This is a genomic window from Aggregatibacter actinomycetemcomitans (assembly GCF_003130205.1).
Taxonomy (GTDB): Bacteria; Pseudomonadota; Gammaproteobacteria; order Enterobacterales; family Pasteurellaceae; genus Aggregatibacter; species Aggregatibacter actinomycetemcomitans_A.
This window is the reverse complement of sequence record NZ_NRDF01000006.1, coordinates 1-23,634: the sequence shown is the minus strand read 5'-3', so window position 1 is coordinate 23,634 and position 23,634 is coordinate 1. Positions and strand designations below refer to the sequence as shown.

General features: G+C 47.2%; 21 protein-coding genes and 1 tRNA gene. 13 read left to right on the top strand and 9 right to left on the bottom strand.

What is annotated here, in order from left to right:
- The 3 genes from hscA to iscX are packed head-to-tail and all read left to right on the top strand — an operon-like array spanning position 1 to position 2,407.
- The gene (hscA, locus tag DK423_RS05855; protein ID WP_005555595.1) at positions 1-1,860 is read left to right on the top strand and encodes a Fe-S protein assembly chaperone HscA; all 1,860 of its coding nucleotides are present in this window, start codon (positions 1-3) and stop codon (positions 1,858-1,860) included.
- Positions 1,861-1,871: 11 nt separating this feature from the next.
- Complete coding sequence (gene fdx / locus DK423_RS05850) at positions 1,872-2,213, top strand: ISC system 2Fe-2S type ferredoxin (protein ID WP_005542241.1); 342 nt, start codon at positions 1,872-1,874, stop codon at positions 2,211-2,213.
- The gene (gene iscX / locus DK423_RS05845) at positions 2,213-2,407 is read left to right on the top strand and encodes a Fe-S cluster assembly protein IscX (protein ID WP_005542240.1); all 195 of its coding nucleotides are present in this window, start codon (positions 2,213-2,215) and stop codon (positions 2,405-2,407) included. Before fdx ends, iscX begins: the two co-directional genes overlap by 1 nt.
- Positions 2,408-2,542: 135 nt before the next feature.
- Here iscX and metG read toward each other — a convergent pair whose 3' ends face one another.
- The gene (gene metG / locus DK423_RS05840; protein WP_005555592.1) at positions 2,543-4,606 is read right to left on the bottom strand and encodes a methionine--tRNA ligase; all 2,064 of its coding nucleotides are present in this window, start codon (positions 4,604-4,606) and stop codon (positions 2,543-2,545) included.
- A 172-nt stretch (positions 4,607-4,778) separates the two neighbouring features.
- On the opposite strand from metG, the gene apbC reads away from it, so the two are divergent.
- Positions 4,779-5,891 carry an iron-sulfur cluster carrier protein ApbC gene (gene apbC, locus DK423_RS05835; protein ID WP_032996490.1) on the top strand — a complete coding sequence of 371 codons (1,113 nt, stop codon included), beginning with the start codon at positions 4,779-4,781 and terminating at the stop codon, positions 5,889-5,891.
- Between the two features lie 89 nt (positions 5,892-5,980).
- Here apbC and dspB read toward each other — a convergent pair whose 3' ends face one another.
- The 3 genes from dspB to pepB form a co-directional block, all read right to left on the bottom strand.
- On the bottom strand, positions 5,981-7,126 hold the full coding sequence (gene dspB, locus DK423_RS05830) for a glycoside hydrolase dispersin B (protein ID WP_005555586.1): 1,146 nt from the start codon (positions 7,124-7,126) through the stop codon (positions 5,981-5,983).
- Between the two features lie 134 nt (positions 7,127-7,260).
- Entirely contained in the window at positions 7,261-7,686 is a 426-nt protein-coding gene (gene ndk, locus DK423_RS05825) for a nucleoside-diphosphate kinase (RefSeq protein ID WP_005555585.1), read from the bottom strand.
- An 11-nt stretch (positions 7,687-7,697) separates the two neighbouring features.
- A complete protein-coding gene (pepB, locus tag DK423_RS05820; protein WP_005555583.1) occupies positions 7,698-9,002 on the bottom strand; it encodes an aminopeptidase PepB in 1,305 nt (434 codons plus the stop codon).
- 218 nt (positions 9,003-9,220) lie between these two features.
- On the opposite strand from pepB, the gene infA reads away from it, so the two are divergent.
- Positions 9,221-9,439, top strand: a complete 219-nt coding sequence (gene infA / locus DK423_RS05815; protein ID WP_005541870.1) for a translation initiation factor IF-1 — start codon at positions 9,221-9,223, stop codon at positions 9,437-9,439.
- Between the two features lie 61 nt (positions 9,440-9,500).
- Here the strand turns inward: infA and lnt are convergent, their stop codons facing one another.
- Both lnt and corC read right to left on the bottom strand, forming a co-directional pair.
- Positions 9,501-11,045, bottom strand: a complete 1,545-nt coding sequence (gene lnt / locus DK423_RS05810) for an apolipoprotein N-acyltransferase (RefSeq protein ID WP_061886585.1) — start codon at positions 11,043-11,045, stop codon at positions 9,501-9,503.
- A 370-nt stretch (positions 11,046-11,415) separates the two neighbouring features.
- Positions 11,416-12,312 (bottom strand): CNNM family magnesium/cobalt transport protein CorC, encoded by an 897-nt coding sequence (gene corC, locus DK423_RS05805; RefSeq protein ID WP_061885952.1) that lies wholly within the window; start codon positions 12,310-12,312, stop codon positions 11,416-11,418.
- 246 nt (positions 12,313-12,558) lie between these two features.
- Here corC and citC point away from each other — a divergent pair, with 246 nt between their 5' ends.
- The 8 genes from citC to DK423_RS05770 all read left to right on the top strand — a co-directional run bounded on the left by citC (position 12,559) and on the right by DK423_RS05770 (position 21,066).
- Positions 12,559-13,566, top strand: coding sequence for a [citrate (pro-3S)-lyase] ligase (citC, locus tag DK423_RS05800; protein WP_032996503.1), 1,008 nt, complete (start codon positions 12,559-12,561; stop codon positions 13,564-13,566).
- 39 nt (positions 13,567-13,605) lie between these two features.
- The gene (gene citD, locus DK423_RS05795) at positions 13,606-13,893 is read left to right on the top strand and encodes a citrate lyase acyl carrier protein (protein WP_005555728.1); all 288 of its coding nucleotides are present in this window, start codon (positions 13,606-13,608) and stop codon (positions 13,891-13,893) included.
- The gene (citE, locus tag DK423_RS05790; protein WP_032996502.1) at positions 13,890-14,765 is read left to right on the top strand and encodes a citrate (pro-3S)-lyase subunit beta; all 876 of its coding nucleotides are present in this window, start codon (positions 13,890-13,892) and stop codon (positions 14,763-14,765) included. Before citD ends, citE begins: the two co-directional genes overlap by 4 nt.
- Before the next feature lie 14 nt (positions 14,766-14,779).
- On the top strand, positions 14,780-16,282 hold the full coding sequence (gene citF / locus DK423_RS05785) for a citrate lyase subunit alpha (RefSeq protein WP_109043905.1): 1,503 nt from the start codon (positions 14,780-14,782) through the stop codon (positions 16,280-16,282).
- Between the two features lie 174 nt (positions 16,283-16,456).
- Positions 16,457-17,869 (top strand): triphosphoribosyl-dephospho-CoA synthase CitG, encoded by a 1,413-nt coding sequence (gene citG, locus DK423_RS05780; protein ID WP_005555722.1) that lies wholly within the window; start codon positions 16,457-16,459, stop codon positions 17,867-17,869.
- The gene (locus DK423_RS05775) at positions 17,856-19,289 is read left to right on the top strand and encodes an anion permease (RefSeq protein ID WP_005555720.1); all 1,434 of its coding nucleotides are present in this window, start codon (positions 17,856-17,858) and stop codon (positions 19,287-19,289) included. Before citG ends, DK423_RS05775 begins: the two co-directional genes overlap by 14 nt.
- 91 nt (positions 19,290-19,380) lie before the next feature.
- Positions 19,381-19,548: a hypothetical protein gene (locus DK423_RS11130; protein ID WP_005542624.1), complete on the top strand. Its 168-nt coding sequence runs from the start codon at positions 19,381-19,383 to the stop codon at positions 19,546-19,548.
- A gap of 18 nt (positions 19,549-19,566) precedes the next feature.
- The gene (locus DK423_RS05770; protein WP_005555718.1) at positions 19,567-21,066 is read left to right on the top strand and encodes a disulfide bond formation protein B; all 1,500 of its coding nucleotides are present in this window, start codon (positions 19,567-19,569) and stop codon (positions 21,064-21,066) included.
- Between the two features lie 78 nt (positions 21,067-21,144).
- On the opposite strand, the gene DK423_RS05765 is transcribed toward DK423_RS05770, so the two are convergent.
- The 3 genes from DK423_RS05765 to galK all read right to left on the bottom strand — a co-directional run bounded on the left by DK423_RS05765 (position 21,145) and on the right by galK (position 23,510).
- Positions 21,145-21,231: transfer RNA gene (locus tag DK423_RS05765), tRNA-Leu, on the bottom strand.
- Between the two features lie 96 nt (positions 21,232-21,327).
- Positions 21,328-22,362: a galactose-1-epimerase gene (gene galM, locus DK423_RS05760; RefSeq protein ID WP_005555716.1), complete on the bottom strand. Its 1,035-nt coding sequence runs from the start codon at positions 22,360-22,362 to the stop codon at positions 21,328-21,330.
- Positions 22,356-23,510, bottom strand: a complete 1,155-nt coding sequence (gene galK / locus DK423_RS05755; protein WP_005555715.1) for a galactokinase — start codon at positions 23,508-23,510, stop codon at positions 22,356-22,358. The genes galM and galK overlap by 7 nt, the downstream gene beginning before the upstream one ends.
- Between the last annotated feature and the right edge of the window lie 124 nt (positions 23,511-23,634).

Genomic DNA, 23,634 nt, shown 5'->3' with positions numbered 1-23,634 from the left:
ATGGCATTACTTCAAATTGCAGAGCCCGGTCAAAGTGCCGCACCGCATCAACATAAACTGGCGGTAGGCATTGATCTCGGCACCACCAATTCCCTCATTGCCTCCGTGCGCAACGGTCACAGCGAAATTTTACTCGACGGGCAAGATCGCCCGTTGCTGCCCTCCATAGTGCATTTTGGCGGCGATGATAATATTATCGTGGGCTATGAAGCTGCCGAACTTGCGGCGCAGGATCCGCAAAATACCGTGATTTCCGTCAAACGTTTAATCGGTCGCAGCCTGGCGGATATTCAACAACGTTACCCGAATTTACCTTATCAATTTGTCGCCAGCGAAAACGGCTTGCCTTTATTGCAAACCACACAAGGCGCGCGCAGTCCCATTGAAGTTTCCGCAGAAATACTGAAAAAACTGACCGCACTTGGTGAGCAACGCTTGGGCGGAAGCCTTGTCGGTGCGGTGATTACCGTCCCCGCCTATTTTGACGACGCGCAACGCCAAAGCACCAAAGACGCGGCAAAACTCGCCGGCTTAAATGTCTTACGTTTACTCAACGAACCCACTGCCGCCGCCATTGCTTACGGTTTGGATAGCGGACAGGAAGGCGTCATTGCGGTGTATGATTTGGGTGGCGGCACATTTGATATTTCAATTTTGCGCCTTTCACGCGGCGTGTTTGAAGTATTGGCAACCGGCGGTGACACGGCGTTGGGCGGCGATGATTTCGATTTATTATTAGCCAATTGGATTATCGAACAATCCGCGGTGAAACCGGAAAACGACAACCAATATCGCGAACTCATTGAATTAGCCAATCAAATTAAATTAACGCTCAGCCACGAAACGGAAACACAGATTCATTACCGTAATTGGTTGGGCAACATCACCCGCGAACAATTTAACGAACTGATTCAGCCTTTAGTCAAACGCTCGCTGTTAGCTTGCCGTCGCGCCTTAAAAGACGCCGGTGTGGAAGCGGATGACGTACACGAAGTGGTCATGGTGGGCGGCTCCACCCGCGTGCCTTACGTGCGTGAGCAAGTGGGCGAATTTTTCCAAAAACAACCGCTAACTTCCATTGACCCCGATAAAGTGGTGGCATTGGGCGCAGCGATTCAGGCGGATACTCTTGCCGGCAACAAACCGGATTCCGATTTGTTGTTATTGGATGTGATTCCGCTGTCCCTCGGCATTGAAACCATGGGCGGTTTGGTGGAAAAAATCATTCCACGTAACACCACCATTCCGGTAGCGCGCGCGCAGGAATTTACCACCTTCAAAGACGGGCAAACCGCCATGTCCGTGCATATTGTGCAAGGGGAACGGGAAATGGTTGCCGATTGCCGTTCCCTCGCCCGCTTTACCCTACGCGGTATTCCGCCAATGGCGGCCGGCGCGGCGCATATTCGCGTGACCTATCAAGTGGATGCGGACGGCTTATTAAGCGTCACCGCCATGGAAAAAGCCACCGGCGTGCAATCGTCCATTCAGGTAAAACCGTCTTACGGCTTAACGGACGATGAAATCGCCAATATGCTGAAAGCCTCCATGGAAAATGCCAAAGAGGACATTCAGGCGCGCTTATTGGCGGAACAACGGGTGGAAGCGGAACGCGTACTGGAAAGCGTGCGTTCGGCGCTGGCGCAAGATTATGATTTATTAGATGACGACGAATTAAGTGCGGTCAAAAATGCGATTATTTCGTTGGAACAGTTAAAACAACAAGAAGATTCCATTGCTATCAAACAAGGAATCAAAGCATTAGATCTGGCAACGCAGGACTTTGCCGCACGCCGTATGGACAAATCTATTCGCGCCGCGCTGGCAGGTCAATCCGTTGAAGATATTGTAGGAAAGTGAGGACGTTTAGCATGCCAAAAGTGATTTTTTTACCCAATGAAGAGTTTTGCCCGGAAGGCATGGTGGTTGATGCCGCCGCCGGTGACAATTTATTAGAGGTCGCCCATAACGCCGGTGTGGAAATTCACCACGCCTGTGACGGTTCCTGCGCCTGCACCACCTGCCACGTGGTGGTGCGCGAAGGCGGCGATTCATTAAATGAACCATGCGATCAAGAAGAAGATATGTTAGACAAAGCCTGGGGCTTGGAAATAGACAGCCGCTTGTCTTGCCAATGTATTATTGGTGATGAAGATTTAGTGGTGGAAATTCCGAAATATAACATCAACCATGCAAATGAGGCAGCGCATTAATGAAGTGGACCGACACGCAACAAATCGCCGAAACCTTGTATGACAATAACCCGGACTTGGATCCGAAAACCGTGCGTTTTACCGATCTACACCGCTGGATTTGTGAGCTGGACGATTTTGATGACGATCCGCAAAAATCCAACGAATCCATTTTAGAAGCAATTTTGCTGAAGTGGTTGGAAGAATACGAGTAGAAATTCTCTCAAAAAAACAACCGCACTTTAATCGCAGACGTTAACCATAAGGACAGGCTTTATGCCTGTCCTTATTCATATCATCGGGTTTATCGGGCAGACATAAAGTCTGTCCGATAAATTTGTCATTATTGACTACTTCACCTGCATTCCTGCTGTCACGCCCCCATCGGCGGACAACAAGAATAAATCGGCGCCGCCCGTTCCCGCACTTAAAATCATGCCTTCGGACACACCGAATTTCATTTTGCGCGGCGCCAGGTTTGCCACCACAATCACAAAGCGCCCTTCCAGTTCTTCCGGTTTGTCGTAAGCGGCTTTAATGCCGGAGAACACTTGGCGTTTGTGTTCGCCTAAATCCAACTCAAAACGCAATAGTTTATTGGATTCCGGCACGGCTTCGCACTTCAGCACTTTCGCTACGCGTAAATCCAATTTGGCGAAATCGTCAATCGTGATGGTTTCCGCAATCGGCTCAATACCACCGGCAGATTCACCGCTATTTTCAACCGCACTTTTCGCTGCGGCAGGCGCGGCATTGACCTGTGCATTTTCGGCTTTTGAGGCGTCAATCATGGCTTCAATTTGTTTGCCGTCCAAACGGGAAAACAGCGCTTTGAACGGGGCAATTTGGTGATTTAGCAACGGTTGCGCCAAATTTGCCCAGGTTAATTCCGATTGCAGGAAAGCTTCCGCCCGTTCGGCAAGTTTCGGCAACACCGGTTTTAAATAACCCATAAGCACGCGGAATAACTGGATTCCCATAGAGCAAACCGCTTGTAATTCCGCATCTTTGCCTTCTTCTTTGGCAATCACCCAAGGGGCTTTGTCATCAATGTATTTATTGGCTTTGTCCGTTAACGCCATGATTTCACGAATGGCTTTGCCGAATTCACGGTTTTCATAATAAGCGGCGATTTGTGCCGATTGTGCGACGAATTCATCAAATAAAGCTTGATCATCCAAGGTTGCCGCCAATTTTCCGTCGAAACGTTTTTGAATAAAGCCGGCATTACGGGAAGCCAAATTGACAAGTTTATTCACCAAATCCGTATTCACGCGCTGCACGAAATCCTCTAAGTTCAGATCCAAATCATCAATGCGATTGCTCAGTTTCGCTGCGTAGTAATAACGCAAACATTCCGGATCCAAGTGCTTCAAATAGGTTGCCGCTTGAATAAAGGTGCCTCGGGATTTCGACATTTTCTCGCCGTTCACCGTCACATAACCGTGCACGAAAATGTTGCTCGGTTTCCGGAAATCGGCACCTTCCAGCATTGCCGGCCAGAACAGGCTGTGGAAATACATGATGTCTTTGCCGATGAAATGATACAATTCCGCGTCGCTGTCTTTGCGCCAGAAACCATCAAAATCAATATGACTTTCGCGTTTACACAGATTTTTGAAGGACGCCATATAGCCAATCGGCGCGTCCAACCACACATAAAAATATTTGCCTTCCGCATTCGGAATCCCGAAGCCGAAGTACGGCGCATCGCGGGAAATGTCCCATTGCTGAAGACCGGCTTCAAACCATTCCTGCATTTTGTTGACCACTTCCGATTGTAAGGAGCCGGAGCCCAACCAGTTTTTCAGCATGGCTTCAAAACTCGGCAAATCAAAGAAAAAATGTTCGGAGTCTTTCATCACCGGCGTTGCACCGGACACCACAGAACGCGGATTAATCAATTCCGTCGGGCTGTAAGTTGCCGCGCACACTTCGCAGTTATCGCCGTATTGATCAGGCGATTTACATTTCGGGCAAGTGCCTTTCACGAAACGATCGGGCAAAAACATCCCTTTTTCCGGATCATATAATTGAGAAATAATGCGGCTTTTAATAAAACCGTTTTCTTTCAAGCGATTGTAAATCAATTCGGAAAGCTCGCGATTTTCTTCGCTGTGGGTGGAGTGATAGTTATCAAAACTGATGTTAAAACCGGCAAAGTCCGCCATGTGTTTTTGGCGCACATCATCAATTAATTGCTCCGGCGTGATGCCCATCTGATCTGCTTTCAGCATAATCGGCGTGCCGTGCGCGTCATCGGCACAAACGAAGTGAATTTCATTGCCGCGCATTCTTTGAAAACGCACCCAAATATCCGCTTGAATGTGTTCCAACATATGACCTAAATGGATCGGGCCATTGGCATAAGGCAGGGCACAAGTTACGAGGATTTTACGTTTATTATTCGGCATAATATTGACCTTAAGAATTCGTGAAAAACAGGGAAAAAATTGGCGCTTATGTTACCTTATTGAGGGTATTTTTTCTAGTTTAATCATGGTTTAGACATTTTTAACTTAACAGATAAAGGCGGGCGTGATTAAATATAGCGAACGAATTTACTACATTAGAAAGGACGACATTATGGCGACGTTATTTTCAGAAAATTTAACGGAACAACAAAAGGAACGGATTGTTCGGTTATTCAAAGACTTTCAACACCCTACCCTACAAAAAGATCTCATTTCCCTCAACACATTAAAAAAAGCCGAAAAAGGCGGCGACACCTTACGCATTGAGCTGACAATGCCTTTCGCCTGGAATACCGCTTTTGCGGACTTAAAAAATGCCTTGACCGCGCCGTTAAAACAGGCGGCGGATGCAGAAAACCTGAAGTGGCAGCTTAACTACCAAATTGCCACCCTGAAACGCGCCAACAATCACCCCGCGGTGAAAGGCGTGAAAAATATTATTGCCGTGAGTTCCGGTAAAGGTGGCGTGGGCAAATCCACCATTTCCGTAAATCTTGCCATCGCCTTACAACTCCAAGGCGCACGCGTGGGCATTTTAGACGCGGATATTTACGGCCCATCCATCCCGCATATGCTCGGCGCACCGCACCAACGCCCGACATCACCGGATAACAAACACATCACCCCTATTCAGGCGCACGGTTTATATGCCAATTCCATCGGTTTCCTCATGGACGAAGACAACGCCACCATTTGGCGCGGCCCGATGGCAAGCAGTGCCTTAAGCCAATTATTGCAAGAAACTTTATGGCCGGATTTAGACTATCTCGTCATCGACATGCCGCCGGGTACCGGCGACATTCAGCTCACCTTGTCCCAACAAATCCCGGTCACCGGCGCGGTGGTCGTCACCACACCACAGGACATCGCCTTACTGGACGCAGTGAAAGGTATCGCCATGTTTGAACGGGTTTCCGTACCGGTGTTGGGCATCGTGGAAAATATGTCCATGCACATTTGCAGCAACTGCGGTCACCAAGAAGCCATTTTCGGCACCGGCGGCGCAGAACACATCTCGGATAAATACAACATCAAAGTATTGGGTCAGCAACCGCTGCACATCCGCCTTCGCCAAGATCTGGATCGCGGTGAACCGACCGTCATCGCCGCCCCGGACAGCGAAATCGCCCACAGCTTCCTACAACTGGCAGAAAAAGTCGCAAGCGAACTCTACTGGCAAGGCTCCGTAATCCCAAGCGAAATTATGTTCCGGGAAGTGAATTAGGAAAGGATAGGTAAAAAGTGCGGTTGGTTTGAAAAACGTTTTTTAAATTGACCGCACTTTTATTTTGAACACGCGTTAGCCATTTATTTTCACTCATCCCCATTCGTCTTCTGAATCACTGCTTCCAATAAACTTTTCGTGTTTTTCTGAATTGTTTCGCCTTTCAGTGCTTTTGCATCTTCGCCCCAGATCGATAACGCTGCGCCGGCTATTTCATGAGTATTTTGTACGCGGTTTTTGGTGTTTCGTCCGTCCCAAACACCAAGATCCCAATTTTTTAGAACATCTTTGGCGGCAAAAGCGGCATCTTGAGAGAAGGTTGGTGAAGCTTTCGGGACAATGTAAAGATAATAGGAATTATAGTTCAGGACGGTAAAGCCTTTCGCCAGCAACTCCGGCAAACTGACCCGCATATCACGGCGCTCGGCAGCTTCATTTTTATCCTGCGTATCGCCATCATAGCTCCAGTAAGTAATTTCAATATTCGGGTTGATTTGCTCAAAAGTACTTTTAATTAATCCGTCATTCCACATTCGGGTTTTCAACCCTTTTTTCTCTAAAAAGTAGGATAGTTTATTGGCATACGTAATAAACTCATGATTACTTTCCACAGAATAGCCAAATTCATCGCCACCAATATGAAAATGCTGACTCGTGTCACCAAAAATATCAATAACCTCTCTCATTAAAGATTGCATAAAGGCAATACTGTCAGCATTAGTAATATCAATTTCATCATCCACTTGGCGTGATTTTAGCCCTTGAAGATACTTCAACCCTTTGTCTTTTTGCACCAATTTAAAGATCGCCGTCATGTGATTCGGGCTGTCAATTTCAGGAATCAACTCAATACCTTTTGCCTTAGCATAGGCTTTGAGATCGTCAAGTTGTCGATAACTCAAGAACGGCTTTCCGGTATGAGGATTAATATAAATACCGTCTTTATCCTGCACGGCATTTTCCGCGCGTTGATTAAGTAAATGGCTTTCTATCGCATAGTTTTCATGGTCGGAAAAATGTAGGTGCAGAAAATTACCGCCGGAAAGGCTAATAGTATCAATAAAGGATTTAATCACCTCGGGTGAATAAAAATGTCGGGCGATGTCCAGCATTAATCCGGTCTGTTTGGCACTTGTTTTTTGCGGATATATGGAATTACTTTTTACGCAACAATTCAACACGCTAAATAGTCCCAGTAGGAAAAGAGATAAAATAATTTTTTTAATATAATTCATAAAAATTCCTTGTAGAAGTTTTGTAACCTTTTGCTAAACTAATCTCATTAAATAGTTAAATTAATATAAAAAAACAGAGCACATTTCTCTGTAAAAAAGCCATTCTGTTTTCACAAAAGACTTATTGTTCAATCCTAATAACTACAAATCTCATCGCTCACGAAAAAATAGGCGATTTCACGGACAGCACTTTCCGGACTGTCGGAACCATGTACGGAGTTTTCCCGTTGGCTTAAGGCAAAATCATGGCGAATCGTGCATTTATCAGCGTTTTCAGGGTTAGTACTGCCAATTAAAGTGCGGTAATCCTGTACGGCGTTTTCTTTTTCCAATACGCTAACCAACACAGGGGCGGATGTCATGTATTCCACCAACGACACAAAAAACGATTTGCCTTGGTGTTCGGCATAAAAACCTTCCGCCTGTTCCTGCGTTAAATGCAACATTTTCGCTGCCACAACTTTAAAGCTTTGTTGCTCAAAGCGCGCCAAAATTGCGCCGATTAAGTGACGTTTCACCGCGTCCGGTTTAATAATGGATAATGTTCGTTGTAAGCTCATGTAACCTCCTCTTACTGTTGATTTGCTTTAGTAATTAATAGATTGGCTAAAGTTTGCACGCCAACACCTGTGGCACCGGTCGCCCATAAATCACTTGATGTTTTGCGATAGGTGGCGGAGCAATCAATGTGCAACCAATGCTGTTGATAATTTTTCACGAAATAAGATAAAAAAGCGGTGGCAGTGCTGGCACCTGCGCCGACGGGAACCGTGCCGGTATTGGCAATGTCGGCAAAGGCGGTTTTAATTTGCCCGCGATGTAGCTCCGCAAACGGCAAACGCCAAAACGGCTCCTGTTCCTGTTCGGCACAACGGAATAATTCGCTGACCAGATTATCATCCATAGACAAAACACTGTGATAATCATTGCCGACGGCGACTTTTGCGGCACCCGTTAAAGTGGCGCAATCCACGATAAATTGCGGTTGTTGCGCATCGGCGTCAATTAAGCCGTCCGCCAACACTAGGCGTCCTTCCGCATCGGTGTTCAGAATTTCCACGGTCACGCCATTGCGATATTGGATAATGTCGCCCAATTTGAAGGCACGACTGCTGACCAAATTTTCTGCGCAGCAAAGGAATAATTTCACCCGCTGATTTAAGCCGCGTAAAATTGCCAAGCCCAACGCTCCCGTTAATAACGCCGCGCCGCCCATGTCGGTTCGCATGGTACTCATGCCGTCGCTCGGTTTAATACTGTAACCGCCGCTGTCAAAGGTAATGCCTTTGCCTACCAAACACGCCAACACGGGCGCATCAGGGTTGCCTGTCGGGTTGAAATCCAATTGCAACATCGCAGGTAGATTTTGCGAACCTTTGCCTACCTGCCATAAGCCGTGGTAACCGCGCTCAAGCAACTCCTCACGAGAAACGATGGAAAAACCAACCGCACTTTTTTTGCCCTGTTGCTCCGCCGTTTGAACGATAAACTTCGCCGCGCGTTGGGCAAGTTCTTCCGGGGTTAAAATAGCGGCAGGTAAATTAATGATTTCACGCACGAAATCGCCGCATTGAATGCGATGATTCAGTTCTTGTTGTGTAGCGGATAAGGTCGGGAATTGAACCTTGAAGTGTTTCTTAGCGTTATAAAAGCCTTGATAAAACGCCCAGCAATTTTCCAGCTGCCAATGTTCGCCACTTAATGTGACATTGGAAATGCCTTGATTTTGTAATTTGCGTGCGGCTTTTTGTACGGAAGTGCGGTCGGAAAAATCGGTTAAATGAATGGTGGCTTTATCTTCGTTGAAACTGATTAACGCTCTTTCGCCCCACACGGCAGATGCCGGTTGGTTCGAAAGCAAAACGTGCATAGACATAATTTCTCCCATTGGAAACAAATGATAATCGTTTTTAATATATCAGTTTTCACGGCTTTTCTCACCATGAATCGAAGAAAAAACCGATTCCGGCAGGCTTCTGATTTAAAAAACTTTCTTGCCATCAACAAAAACGGTATAATCCGCACCGACTTTTTGTACAAGATTCCGCCAACGGAAACCGGCGGTAGCACTGATTAATTATTTTAGAGGATTAAATGTCAAAAGAAGATTCCATTGAAATGCAAGGCACGATTTTAGAAACCTTGCCAAATACCATGTTTCGCGTTGAGTTGGAAAACGGTCACGTGGTAACTGCTCACATTTCCGGCAAAATGCGTAAAAACTACATCCGTATCTTAACCGGTGATAAAGTCACCGTAGAAATGACGCCATACGATTTAAGCAAAGGCCGCATCATTTTCCGCAGCCGTTAATTTTCGGCTTAACCACCCAAACAAAAACACCGGCGTTTATCCGGTGTTTTTACTTTTTTCTTTAGTCTTTTTGCGCCTTTCTCAGCATGATGCGCTGAAGCCACATTCCCAGTAAATGCAACAAGAAAAACACCGCACTTAAGGCATACAACGGTATATTGCCGAACACGGCATACGGCGTTTTGCCTTCGGTTGGTGCAATTTTACGGGTTAACACCGTTTCCACGAATTGCGGTGCCTGCGCCACAATGTTGCCCTGCGCATCAATAAAGGCAGTAACGCCCGTATTGGTGGCGCGAATCACCGGTTTACCTAACTCCAGCGCGCGCATTTGCGCCATTTGCAAATGCTGCCACGGACCGATGGAATTGCCGAACCAGGCATCGTTAGAAATGGTGACGATAAAATCACTATTTGCTGTGAGATTTTGTTGTAATTGCGTGCCTAAAATAATCTCGTAACAAATCGCCGCCGTGAAGTTCAGGTTCTTCGCCTGTAACGGTTTCTGTACCGCATCACCGCTTTGGAAAGCGGACATCGGCAAATTGAACACCGAACCAAGCGGGCGCAAAATGCTTTCCAGCGGCACATATTCGCCGAACGGCACGAGATGATGCTTGTTATAACGGTTATCGGTTTGCATACGGTATGGCGTGCTTTTGTTGCCCACCACCACAATGGAATTAAGCGATTTGCCCTCGCTTTCATCCTGATAAAGCGTGCCGGCCATCACTTCCGTATCCGCTTTTTCCGCTAGCGACTGCAATGCTTGGAAAAATGGCTGAATGTCATTTTCGTAGGTTGGAAACGCCACTTCCGGCAGAATAATCAAATCCGTTTTGCCCAGATTATCGCCAATCAAACGCCCGTAATTTTCCATAGTTTGATATAAATAATTGGGGTCCCATTTCAGATTTTGTTCGATATTGCCCTGCACCAAAGTGATATTAAGGGCTTTTTCGGTGTTCTCTTTCACATAACTGAGTTGCGACGTGTAAGCGGCAACGCCACCGATAATCGCCAAAATTAACGCATTCATCATTGCCACATTGATTTTTTTCTGCGGATTTTTCAACGCAGAAACGATGTTAAAAACGACCGCACTTATAAACATCACAAAGAAGGTTAATCCCGTCACGCCGAAAATCGGCGCCAGCCCGGCAAAGGGACTGCCTATTTGGGTATAACCGAATTGTAACCAAGGGAAACCGGTAAACACCCAACCGCGCAAGAATTCGGTAAATGTCCATAACACAGGGTAAAGCACCGCCCGTTGCACCTGCAAACGACGCACTAAATACGCGAACAGGAGCGGATACAAAGACAAATATGCCGCCAGCAACACCACCAAGAAATAGCTCAACGCCAAAGGCGCGCCGCCAAATTGGTGAATGCTGACATGCAGCCAGTTCACGCCGAAGGTGAAAAAGCTCAAGCCCCATAAAAAGGCGGACAAAAGTGCGGTGGATTTTTGCGGTGTTTTTATTACCCAAATCAACCCGAACAACGAAACGTAGGACAAGTCCCAATAATGAAAGGGCGCAAAGGCAAACACGCCGACGGCGCCTGAAATGAGTGCGATAAGATAAGTGAAATATTTGTTCATAAACGGAATGGCACGCGTCTCCGGACGCAAACTCCTAAATTTTCGTTATGTAATGAAATAAACGGCACGCGTCGGGAGACACAGCTGTTCGAAATATTATAAAACTTGGCTCCCCTCGTTTACGGGGGGGAGCTGGGCGAAGCCCTGAGGGGGCGAAATCTCAATTTTTAAACAAAATATCAAGATAAATCCCCCCCTTCCGCCCTTCGGGCATCTTCCCCCGTAAACGGGGGAAGGCAAGATACTTTTTAAATATCAATATATTACAATATTTCGAACAGCTGTGGTCGGGAGACGCGCGCCATCGTTAAGCTTTCCCTAAAAGGAGATATTTGAAGTGCGCATTGGAAAATGCACGCCGTCAATAAATCTATTCTGCAACCTCTTCTTCTTTTTCCATCTCCGGCAAATGTTCGTCCGGCACGGTGACGCGGAGTTGGATAATGCGGCGGCTGTCGGCGGAGGTGACTTTAAAGTGCAGGTTATCCAGCGTAATTTCTTCGCCGCGTTTCGGCAAATAACCGAATGCCTGCATCACCAAACCGCCGACGGTATCCACCTCTTCATCGGCGTATCGGGTATTGAATTGCTGATTGAAATCTGCAATGTCCGTCAATGCCCGCACGGCATAGGTGTGGCGCGAAAGTTGACGAATATCCGCCACTTCTTCTTCATCGAATTCGTCTTCAATATCCCCGACGATTTGTTCCAACACATCTTCAATCGTCACCAAACCCGACACCGCGCCGAACTCATCCACCACAATCGCCATGTGGAAGCGCTCGGAACGGAAATCCTTCAGCATTCTGTCCACCCGTTTGCTTTCCGGCACAATCATGGTCGGGCGAATCATGGTCAGCAAATTAAATTCTTCCGCATTGGCACGCAGGAATTTCAATAAATCTTTGGCGTGCAAAATGCCGACAATATTGTCGCGGTCATCCGCATCGGCAATCACCGGGAAACGGGAGTGGGCGGATTCGATGATGGTATCCAAACAGGAATCCAAATTCTGATCGGTTTCGATAAACACGATTTGGGAGCGCGGAATCATGATGTCGCGTACGCGCAATTCGGCGATTTCCATCACGCCTTCAATCATTTCGCGGGTATTTTGGTCGATTAAATCGTTTTGTTCGGAATCTCGGATCACTTCCACTAAATCATCGCGATTTTTAAGCTCGCCTTGAAAGAAACGTCCGAAAAGGGATTGGAAAAAAGATTTTTTAGTAACTTCAGATTGGTTGGTCGAGTGTTCTTCGTTCATAAAAATTAAAAATATTACCGTCGGATTGACAGGCGAAAAGTATCATATTTGCCCCGAAAGCGCAAAAGGAAGAACAAAAGTGCGGTCGTTTTTTTCCGCGAATTTTGTGCTACGTCACAAAATCATGGCAAAAAAGAAAATTCGCAGAAAATTGAGCAAAATCAACAATACTCCTTTTGTGTTAGCAAAAACGATGAAACTCAAGTAAAATACGCCCACTTTTTTTCGTTTTTTCTCGGAGGGCAAATGCAGTTTGAGCGACTATCTACGGCGCATAAAGATCTCAGTGCCATCCGCGAATTTTTAGCCAAAAACGAATTGAATTTAGATGCGCAAATCGAGTATTTCATTGTGGGTTACGACGAGGCGCAACAGATTGCGGTTTGCGGCGGTTTGGCGGGTAACATCATCAAATGCGTCGCCATTGACGAATCCCAGCGCGGCAACGGTGTCGCCTTGCTGCTTGGCACCGAATTAGTCAATCTCGCCTACGAACTCAATCGCCCTCACCTCTTCATTTACACCAAACCCGAATACGAAAAACTTTTTAACGCCTGCGGTTTTTACACCATCTCCGATGCCTATCCTTACGTCGTGCTGCTGGAAAACAGCGCCACCCGCCTGAAAAAACAATGCGAAGCATGGCGTGCCATGCGCGTGGCGGGCGAGCATATCGGTGCCATTGTGATGAACGCCAATCCGTTTACCTTGGGGCATCGGTATTTAATCGAACGGGCGTTACAACAATGCGATCACCTGCATTTATTCGTGGTGGGTGAAGATGCCTCGCAGTTTTCTTACGAGGAACGTTTTACATTAATCCGACAAGGCATTGCCGATTTAACCAATATCACGCTTCATTCCGGCTCCGACTACATTATTTCCCGAGCTACCTTTCCCGATTATTTCCTAAAAGACCAAAAAATTACCGACGACAGCTATTTTGCCGTAGATTTGAAATTATTCCGCCGCTATATCGCGCCCGCATTAGGCATTAACCGCCGTTTTGTGGGAACGGAACCGACTTGCGCGGTGACGGCGGAATACAACCGCCAAATGTTCTACTGGCTGATGGAAGCCGAAATGGACGCGCCGAAAATCGACATGATCGAAATCCCGCGCAAACCCCTCAACGGGCAAGCCATTTCCGCCTCCGCCGTCAGACAATTGCTAGCCGAAAAGAATTGGACGGCATTAGCAGCCTTTGTGCCGACAACGACGTTGAATTACTTACAAAAGTGCGGTCGTTTTTAAAAACGTTTTTTAATTATCACCCAATAGAAGGAAAAACCTATGAAGATAACGAAAGCAGCCGTTGCGGGCACGCTGGAATCCAGTGACGTGCAAGTGCGGATTCAGCCTTTTGATTCATTAGATATTGAAATCAACAGCTCCGTCGCCAAACAATTCGGTGAACAAATCAACGCCACCGTGCGCGCGGTTCTGGACAAATTGAACGTCACCGCGGCACAAGTGATTATTGAGGACAAGGGCGCCCTTGATTGCGTGTTACAGGCACGCGTGAAAGCGGCGGTGTTACGCGCCACAGAGGAAAACATTAACTGGGAGGCGGTGCTATGAAATTAAGAAGAAGTATGCTGTTTGTGCCGGGCTCAAATGCGGCAATGTTAAGTAACAGTTTTATTTATAAACCGGATTCCATCATGTTCGATCTGGAAGATGCGGTGGCGTTAAAAGAAAAAGATACCGCCCGTTTATTGGTGGCGCACACCCTGCAACATCCGCTGTATAAAGACATTGAAACCGTGGTGCGGGTGAATCCATTGGATTCCGAATTCGGCGTGGCGGACTTAAACATCGTGGTGCGTGCCGGTGTGGATGTGGTGCGGATGCCGAAAACCGAAACGGCACAGGATGTGATCGATATGGATCGCGAAATCACCGAAATCGAAAAAGCCTGCGGGCGTGAAGTGGGTTCCACCAAAATGCTCGCTGCCATCGAATCGCCGTTGGGCATTACCCAAGCCAATCAAATCGCCACCGCGTCCAAGCGTTTAATCGGCATTGCCTTGGGCGCAGAAGACTATGTACGTAATCTGAAAACCGAACGTTCGCCGGAAGGTATCGAGCTTTTATTCGCCCGCTGCTCCATTCTTCAGGCAGCGCGTGCGGCAGGCATTCAAGCCTTTGATACGGTGTATTCCAACGCCAACAATGAAGAGGGCTTCTTAAAAGAAGCGGCGCTAATTAAACAGCTCGGCTTTGATGGCAAATCCTTAATCAATCCGCGTCAAATTGAATTGTTACACAACTTGTTCGCGCCGACACAAAAAGACGTGGATCAGGCAAAACGCATTATTGAAGCGGCGGAAGAAGCGGAAAGACAAGGTTCCGGCGTGGTTTCATTAAACGGCAAAATGATTGATGCGCCGATTATTGATCGTGCGAAACTCGTGTTAGAACGCGCAAAATCAGGCATTCGTGAAGAGTAAGGGAGATAAGAAAGATGACAACAAGAGAACAACGCATTGCAAAATTCAATGCCAATCGTCCGGTGTATCAGGCAGTACCGAAAGCGGAATCCCTTGCCCGCACGGCGAAAGATCGCAAAATCTGCGACTCCTTAGAAGACGCCATTAAACGCTCCGGTTTAAAAGACGGCATGACTGTTTCCTTCCACCACGCCTTCCGCGCCGGTGACTTCGTAGTCAACATGGTGATGGACAAAATCGCAGCAATGGGCTTCAAAAATTTAACCCTTGCCTCCAGTTCACTCATCGACAGCCACTCACCGATCATCGAACACATCAAAAACGGCGTGGTCACCAAAATCTATTCCTCCGGTTTACGCGGTCAATTAGCGGAAGAAATTTCCCGCGGCTTATTGGATGAACCGGTCAACATTCACTCCCACGGCGGTCGTGTGCATTTGGTGAAATCCGGCGAACTGAAAATCGACGTGGCATTTTTAGGTGTGCCTTGTTGCGATAAATTCGGTAACGCCAACGGCTTCAGCGGTAAAAGCAAATGCGGCTCCCTCGGCTATGCCCGCGTAGATGCGGAATTCGCCAATAAAGTGGTGTTATTAACGGAAGAATTTGCCGACTACCCACACCACCCGATTAGCATTGCGCAAGACCAAGTGGATCTTATCGTGCAAGTGGATGCCGTGGGCGATCCGAAAAAAATCGGCGGCGGTGCCACCCGCATGACCACTAACCCGCGCGAATTACTCATCGCCCGTAAATGTGCCGAAGTGATTTTCGCCAGCGGTTATTTCAAAGACGGTTTTTCCTTACAAACCGGTACCGGCGGCGCTTCCCTTGCGGTCACCCGCTTCCTTGAAGAAAAAATGGTGCGCGACGACATTAAAGCCGACTTCGCCCTCGGCGGGATCACCGCCAGCATGGTGGATCTGCACGAAAAAGGCTTAATCAAAAAACTCATCGACGTGCAAAGTTTCGACGCCGTTGCCGCCGAATCCCTGGCGCGCAACCCGAACCACATTGAAGTGTCCGCCAACCAGTATGCCAATTACAGCTCCAAAGGCGCTTCCGTAGAGCGTTTAGACGCAGTCGTTCTTTCCGCTTTGGAAATCGACACCAAATTTAACGTCAACGTACTCACCGGCTCCGATGGCGTGATTCGCGGCGCCTCCGGCGGTCACTGTGACACCGCTTCTTCCGCTCAAGTGGCGATTATCGTTGCACCGTTAGTGCGCGGACGTATTCCGACCGTGGTGGAAAACGTGATTACCTGCGTTACCCCGGGCGAGAATATCGACATTTTAGTCACCGACCACGGCGTCGCCGTGAATCCGAAACGTCCGGATCTCATTGAAGCCTTAACCGCCACCGGCATTCCGTTATTCACCATCGAGCAACTGTGCGAACGCGCTTACAGCCTCACCGGTAAACCGAAAGAAATCGAATTTACCGACAAACCTGTGGCAGTCGTGCGGTATCGTGATGGCTCGGTGATTGATACGGTTTATCAGGTGAAAGAATAAGGGTGACTTTCTTCGCTCAACCGATAGCGCGCGTCTCCTGACGCGTGCTGATAAAAAATAAGAAAATGAAGGCTCGCGTCGGGAGACGCGTGCCATCGTAATAAGTAACGGTTACTAAAATAAGTGGCAGTGACTAAAAATTCATAAAGTGCGGTCGTTTTTACAGTTATTTTTATGACAATATCCCTAAAACATTTTTCCACGGCAGGAACCGAAATCTCCCTTGAGCAGCTTTTATCTGCGCGGGAAGCGCGTGCGTTGCTGCAACAAAAACTGTTGGCGCAGTACAGTCAAACGTTGCTTTGCGTCACGCTGACCGCCGTGGGCGGCGTGAAAAAAAATGCCCTGCTGGATTATGTTTTTGCAAAAACGCTGGAAAAACTCACCGCACTTTTTGTGCAGTTTGCCGTGACACCGAGCGCAGAACGGATTCGTCCGTTGGAAACGGGACATGAGGCATTTTTTATGTTGCCCATGGATGCCAAAGCGTTGAAGGCGGCAATGATTGAACTGGAAGAAAGCCTTCCCCTCGCCCGCCTTTGGGATTTGGACGTGTTCGATCATGAAGGCAATTTGCTTAGCCGAAGCGATTTCGGGCTGCCGCCGCGGACCTGTTTGGTGTGCGGTGCGGATGCCAAAGTGTGTGCCAGATCGCGCACTCATGCCGTGCCGGAGATTCTGGCGGAAATGCACAAACGGGCGCAACAACATGATTTGGCGGAACAAATCGGCAATGCGGCTTATTCGGCGTTGGTTCAGGAAGCCCGTTTGTCGCCGAAGCCGGGCTTGGTAGATGCCGTCAATAACGGGGCGCACAAGGACATGAACCTGCAAACTTTCGAGCAAAGTGCGGTCAGTTTAACGCCTTTTTTTACGGCGTTCGTATTAAAAGGAATGCAAACGGCGTCTCTGCCGCCAGAGCAGATTCTGGCACAGGTTCGTCCGTTGGGTGTTTTAGCCGAAAAGGCGATGTTCAAAGCGACTCACGGCGTGAATACGCACAAAGGCGCGATTTTTTCCTTCGGCTTGGTGTGTACCGCCATCGGGCGCTTGGTGCAGCAACAGGATTTATCGCAAAGTGCGGTGATTTTTGAGGTTAAATCCATTTGCGATTTGGTGGCGCAATTTGCGCAAGGCTTAACTGCCGAACTACGGCATTATCCGGACCATTTGCCGAGCACCGCCGGCGTTCGATTATTCCGTCAATTCGGTTTAACCGGTGCGCGTGGCGAAGCGGAAAGTGGCTTTCAACAAATTCAGGCGTTGTTACCGCTGTTGGATGAGGATCATCAACAGGATCGTGAACATTGCCTACTCATTCTGTTATTGCACCTAATGGCGACCAATGCCGATACGAACGTGGTACATCGCGGCGGGATGGACGGGTTACATTTTGTGCAGCAAACAGCCCATGATCTGCTTGAAGATCAAACCGTTGTGTCGGATAAAGCGAAACTGACACAAGCCTTAATGAAATTTGATGCCGCCTGCATCGCGCGAAATTTAAGCGCAGGCGGTAGCGCCGATTTGTTGGCACTGATGATTTTCTTTCAAACTTTAAGAGGTAATTCACATGGCATTATCTAAAAATGCAAAACTGGCGATCTTGGTAGCCATACCGTTGGTCACCTTTATTTTGCCGGCGCCGGAGGGACTTTCTCTGATCGCCTGGCGCTTACTTGGGGTTTATATCTCCACCATCGTCGGTTTGGTACTAAAACCGTACGGCGAGCCGGTTATCTTGCTGGCGGCAGTTGCGGTTTCCGGCGCGATTATCGGTAATACTAACGGTGCAGCAGAATTTCTGAAAGCCGGCGACATCCTCAACGGCTATAAATCAGGTACCACCTGGCTGATTTTCACCGCCTTCACATTAAGCTCGGCATTCGTTATCACCGGTCTCGGTAAACGTATCGCTTATCACATGATCGGCGCCATGGGCAGCACCACATTGCGTTTGGGTTATGTGACCATGTTCCTGGATTTACTGCTCTCCCCTGCAACGCCGTCCAACACCGCGCGTTCGGGCGGGATTATTTTCCCTATCATTAACAGTGTGGCGGTAGCATTAGGTTCCGACCCGGAAAAAAGTCCGAAAAAAGCCGGTCGCTATTTGATGATGAACGTGTACATGGTGGTAAAAACCACATCTTACATTTTCTTAACCGCCATGGCGCCGAACGCGCTCGCCCTTTCCTTAATGGCGCCGATTCTCGGCTTCAACATTGACTGGCTACACTGGTTCTTAGCCGCGTCCGTACCGGGCTTGCTGTGCTTGTTCGTGATTCCGTTAATCTGCTACTGGGTTTCCTCGCCGGAAATGAAAGAGGTGGATAACAAAGCCATCTCGAAAAAAGGTTTGGAAGAACTCGGCCCGATGTCATTCCGCGAAAAAGCGTTAATCGTGTTATTCGTCATCGCCCTCTTCGGCTGGATTTTCTCCTCCGCGTTAAACGTCAACGCGACCATCGTGGCATTAATCGTGATGGTGTGCTGTATCGTGCTGAATATCGTGTCTTGGGATGACATTCTAAAAAGCAAAGGCGGCTGGAATACTTTAATTTGGTACGGCGGTATCATCGGAATGTCCGGCTTGCTTGAAAAAGCCCAATTCTTCGGCTGGTTAGCCGAATCCTTAAAATCCGTTCTACAATTTGAGGGACAAGGCACTTTAGCCCTTATCGTGATCTTAACCCTCAGCGTTGCCGTACGTTATTTATTCGCTTCCGGCGGTGCGTATGTCGCCGCCATGGTACCGGTATTCGCGACCGTCGGTCATGTTGCCGGCGCCCCTACAGAATTATTGGCATTAGGCTTGTTATTTGCCAACTCCTACGGTGGCTCCGTCACGCACTACGGCGGCGGTCCGGGTCCGATTGCATTTGGTGCCGGCTATAACGACATCAAATCCTGGTGGACCGCCGGCGCGATCATCGCCTCCGGCAGCTTAATCGTCCACTTAACCATCGGTATGGCGTGGTGGAAATTCCTGTTCAATTTAGGTTAGTTGTAAGAAAAATATAGAATAACTAAATGATTCTATCTTCACTTACTAACAGCTGAATATCATTTAATCTAGATAAATTTAAGGAGTATATATGGAAATGTTACAGCTTTTTTTATATTTGATTGCGGCTTATTTAATTTTTTCTAAGCCCAAAGGAGAAAAAATAGCCTATAGGATTACATGCGTAGTCGTATTAAGTGCATTTTTTGTATTCTTTATGGCGACGAAAACAATGATTCTTCCGGGTGTTACCTATTGATTAAGTAAGGAGCAAAACATGAATGAAAAAATATTCAATGGAATACTAAGCTTATCTGCGCTTTCTATTGCAACGGTCTTGGGTGTTGCCTCTTTTTATCTGGGCTTTATTGATAAAGAGTCTCCCTGTATTCTTTGCTGGGCTCACCGCATGCTAATGTTCGCTGAAGTAATGTTTACTTTCCTAATAATACGATATGGACCGAAACCTAAATATATCGGCTGGGTAATATTTATCGCTGTATTTGGCATATTTGCCGGCTTTAGACATTCCTCCGGCAGCTTTGCATGGGATATTCATCAAGGTTGGTGGGCTGAAATTTTAGGTGCTCATACTTATAGCTGGCCGATGGTAATCCATGCTGTCGTTCTCATTTTTGTCGCCTTAATTTTTTGTTTTACTAAAGATATTTACAACTTTGTTAGTCAATCTCATAAGCAATTGAGCATATTAAGTAAAACATGTATGGTTCTATTCATGATTGTCATCTGCGGCAATATGGTTCAGGCATTCATAAGTACGGGACTTCCTCCGAATATGGGAGTAAGTAATCCTGCAAGATTATCGTTTAATTCCGACTATTGGTACTGGACTACCGAAAGCTGGAAACGTCTTAGCAGACCAACTTCATTACGCAATACTTGGCATGTAGAGGCACCGGATTTGCCAAGTCAACCAACAACCGCTATGCAATTTACGACTGATGCAAGACAAGCTCCATTGTCTTCTACCGGAAAATTAGTGATTCAAAAACAAGAAGCCATAACCATACCACTAAACGCCCCTGCAACAGATATTGCTTATAACGGAAAGGATAAGTATTTTATTTCCACCGAAAAATGGGGATTATACTTACTTAATGATACATTAAGTGAAATTCAACGCTTTTCCGTGTTAGATCATTTAAACGGAGCTAATGGGCGTATACCGGTAGGCAGTGCGTTCTTCAATGAAAATGAGTTTGGCGTACTAGGGTGGAACAAAATTTTTGTATTCTTTAAAGAAGATGCAAATCGTACTGCAAAAGAAAACTATCCGAGTTTTATAGAAGGTCTAAATAATTATGTTGTAACTGCCCGTGGTGCTTATAACACTGTACGTTCGCGCCTATTTCACGTTCTATCAATGGCTTACTTACCGGAAAACAATAGCATCTATACAGCTACTGTACCGAATTCAAAAAATCAGAAACTCATAATTTCCCGCTTCGATAAAAGTGACAATATTCTTTCTGAAGAATTCACCCCGAAGGTAAAAAAGGGAATAGCGCTAACAGAAGGAAAAAGTATAGGTGATTATTACATCACAGGATTAACTGCCTATAATGGGAATCTATACGCGGTAAGCAAGCAATTTTCTCAAGTGTTAGAAATAAATCCAATCACAAAGGAAATCACTCATGTTTATGAATTTAATGGTATTGAAAACCCTCAGGGGATTACTTTCAAGCATGGTGTAATGCAAATTCTTAGCTATGAAAAAGGCAAAAATTTACTTTATTCTCTAACTGAAGAATAAATAGCGACTCACCTTATAAAGTCGCTGAACAAGAATAAAAAACGGTGCAGACCTTGATGATCTGCACCGTTTTTGATTTGGTGTCCGCGACAGGACTTGAACCTGCACACCGATTAAGGCATTAGGACCTGAACCTAACGTGTCTACCAATTCCACCACACGGACATAAGATTTTGCGATAACGCATTAAAACGCCGCCGATTATACAGAAATAAAAACTGTTAATCAAAAAACACGTGAAATTTTCACCGCACTTTTATCTTATTGATTTTCCTTAAACCGATATTCCGTCCATTGGTAATATTCTTCGCCTGCTTTTACGATGCCGCCGTAATTTTGCCATTCGGGATGGTTTGGGGTGTCAGGGAGGCATTGGGTTTCCAGGGCAATGCCGCTGTAAGCGGCGTATTCCCCATCCTCGCGGGTCGGGGTGCCGGCAAGAAAGTTGCCGGTGTAAACCTGTAAGGCGGCTTGTGAAGTCAGCACTTCCAGGCTTAAATCGCCGTTTGGAGAGGTGAGCAGGACACAAGGTTTTTGCCAGGCTTTATTCACAATAAAGGAATGATCGTAGCCTTTGGCGGCAAGCTGTTCGCCCTGCAAGAAATCCTGTTTAATCGGCTTCGCCATGCGGAAATCAAAGCCGGTGCCGACAACGTGTTTGAGCGGCGAGTTCGGGATGCCTTCGCTATCCACCGGTAAATAAAAATCGGCGTTGAGGCGCAAGCTGTGATTGCGAACATCTGCGCCCTGCGTCGCATTTTCCAAATTGAAATAAGCATGATTGGTTAAATTCAGCGCGGTATCCTGATCGCTTTGGGCGGCATATTCGATTTTCACCGAATTCTCCTCGGTCAGGGTGTAAGTCACGGTGGCTTTCACATTGCCGGGAAAACCCTGATCACCATCGGCGGAATGCAGTGAAAAACACACAAAATTTTCACCGCACTTTTCCAACGCCCAACGGCGTTTATCAAAGCCGTTTCCGCCGTGCAGCTGGTGTTTGCCTTGATTGGCAGTTAAGCGTACAACTTTGCCATTCAACGGAAATTGTGCGTTAGCGATACGGTTGGCGTAACGCCCTACGCTGACCCCGAGGTACGCTTGCTGAATGGGATAATCTTCTAATTTGCAGCCCAGCAGAACCTCGCGCAATGCGCCGTTCACCGGCACGCAACAAGAAGTCCAGGTCGCGCCCCAGTCGGTAAATTGCACGCGCATACCTTGTGCGTTTTGCAAGGTAAACAGGTTAAACGGCAAGCCGTCCGGTGCAATGCTTTGTGCACGTTGTTCTAGCATACGCGTACTCCTTGCGAAGCGGTGCAAACATAGAAATCTTCTTTCAAACCTGTCTTTTTTTCGTAATTTTCCGCAATAATGTGGCGTACGGCGTCCACTTTGTCATGAGGAGCAAGGGCGACGATACAACCACCGAAACCGCCGCCGGTCATGCGAGCGCCGCCGTTTTTACCGATAACCAATTGCGCCAGCTCCACCAGATAATCAATTTGCGGCACGGTGATTTCAAAATCATCGCGCATAGAATCATGCGATTGTCCCATTAATTCGCCAAGACGGGTTAAATCATTACGCTTAAAGGCTTCTACCGCCTCCAGCACCCGTTGATTTTCCGTCACCACATGGCGTGCACGTTTGGCAACTAAAGGATCAAGTACGGTCAGTTCTACTTCTTTTTCGTTAAATTGCGCCACAGAAACATCACGCAAGGCTTTCACGCCGAAAAATGCCGCCGCGCGTTCACATTGCTGACGACGGGTATTGTATTCGCCCGTCACCAAATCGTGCGGCACATTGGAATTCACGATAATCACCGCCACATCATGCGGCACGGGCGTCGGCAGGGTTTCAAGGCTACGGCAGTCGATCATCAATAAATGATCTTGTTCTCCAAGAGCGGAAATCAGCTGATCCATATTGCCGCAGTTGGCGCCCACGAATTTGTTTTCCGCTTGCTGCCCGATGAGCGCAAGCTCCGTATGGCTCAAAGGCAAATCGCCCAGTTGCTGACAGAATTTGCCGGTCGCCACTTCCAGCGCCGCCGATGAACTTAAACCCGAAGAATGAGGCACATCGCCGGAAATCACCAAATTCGCGCCCTGTTTGAAATTCGGGCAACGCTCCTGAATAAATTTCACTACGCCACGCACATAATTCGCCCATTTTTGTTCACTTTGAGGAATCTCGCCGTCAAGGGAAAATTCATCGGATAAATCCAAGTCGGCGGCATAGACGTTCCAAACATGATCATGACGCTTCGCCCCGACAATCGCCGTGCCGTAGTTAATGGCGCAAGGCATCACGAAACCGTCGTTGTAGTCGGTATGTTCACCGATGATATTGACGCGACCGGGTGCGTAAATGGTGAGTTCGGGCTGTTTATGGTGTTTTTGGGTGAAAATGTGTTGGGATTTTTCAATTGAGGGCATAAATATATCCTTTTGAATTTTCGTGAATTTGGCTTTAAAGCCTGTCCCTTGTATCTCAACCGATAAAGTTAAATCATAAAATCAGGGTAAGAAATTGAACCTGTCCCAAGTGCCAGACACTGAG